Below are 1,436 nucleotides of genomic sequence, written 5' to 3'. Positions count from 1 at the left end.
AAGGTGATGAAGTTGCTGATGCCATACTTCCAGGAAAAGCCTCTAAGCTTCAGATTATACCGAATCGTACCCCAAACCGACACAGGTGGTCAGGTAGAGAATACTAAGGCGCTTGAGAGAACTCGGGTGAAGGAACTAGGCAAAATCGTACCGTAACTTCGGGAGAAGGTACGCTCCGATTGGTGATGAGACTTGCTCTCTAAGCTGATTGGAGCCGCAGTGACCAGGTGGCTGGGACTGTTTATTAAAAACACAGCACTGTGCAAAATCGCAAGATGACGTATACGGTGTGACACCTGCCCGGTGCCGGAAGGTTAATTGATGGGGTTATCTTCGGAGAAGCTCTTGATCGAAGCCCCGGTAAACGGCGGCCGTAACTATAACGGTCCTAAGGTAGCGAAATTCCTTGTCGGGTAAGTTCCGACCTGCACGAATGGTGTAACCATGGCCACGCTGTCTCCACCCGAGACTCAGTGAAATTGAAATCGCAGTGAAGATGCTGTGTACCCGCGGCTAGACGGAAAGACCCCGTGAACCTTTACTACAGCTTGGCACTGAACATTGAACCTACATGTGTAGGATAGGTGGGAGACTTAGAAGATGAGACGCTAGTTTTGTTGGAGTCGTCCTTGAAATACCACCCTTGTAGTTTTGATGTTCTAACGTTGGCCCCTGAATCGGGGTTACGGACAGTGCCTGGTGGGTAGTTTGACTGGGGCGGTCTCCTCCCAAAGAGTAACGGAGGAGCACGAAGGTTGGCTAAGTACGGTCGGACATCGTACGGTTAGTGTAATGGTAGAAGCCAGCTTAACTGCGAGACAGACACGTCGAGCAGGTACGAAAGTAGGTCATAGTGATCCGGTGGTTCTGAATGGAAGGGCCATCGCTCAACGGATAAAAGGTACTCCGGGGATAACAGGCTGATACCGCCCAAGAGTTCATATCGACGGCGGTGTTTGGCACCTCGATGTCGGCTCATCACATCCTGGGGCTGAAGTCGGTCCCAAGGGTATGGCTGTTCGCCATTTAAAGTGGTACGCGAGCTGGGTTTAGAACGTCGTGAGACAGTTCGGTCCCTATCTGCCGTGGGCGTTTGAGAATTGAGAGGGGTTGCTCCTAGTACGAGAGGACCGGAGTGAACGAACCGCTGGTGTTCGGGTTGTCATGCCAATGGCATTGCCCGGTAGCTACGTTCGGAACTGATAAGCGCTGAAAGCATCTAAGCGCGAAGCAGGCCTCGAGATGAGTTCTCACTAGAGCTATAAGCTCTCTGAAGGGCCGTTGAAGACTACAACGTTGATAGGCAAGATGTGGAAGCATAGTGATATGTTAAGCTAACTTGTACTAATTACCCGTGAGGCTTAACCATACAACGCCAAACGCGTTTTATGTGATAGTTGATAGCGCAAGAAGTTAATAGACTAAAGTAGATTTAC

1 rRNA gene is annotated in these 1,436 nt (G+C 50.3%); it reads left to right on the top strand.

The annotated features are described in order from the left end of the window. Positions 1 to 1,369 (top strand): 23S ribosomal RNA (locus PSR9079_RS23330); the annotation flags it as partial. Between the last annotated feature and the right edge of the window lie 67 nt (positions 1,370 to 1,436).

Source organism: Pseudoalteromonas rhizosphaerae (assembly GCF_902498845.1).
GTDB classification, from domain to species: domain Bacteria; phylum Pseudomonadota; class Gammaproteobacteria; order Enterobacterales; family Alteromonadaceae; genus Pseudoalteromonas; species Pseudoalteromonas rhizosphaerae.
This window is presented reverse-complemented; position numbering and strand designations above follow the sequence as displayed.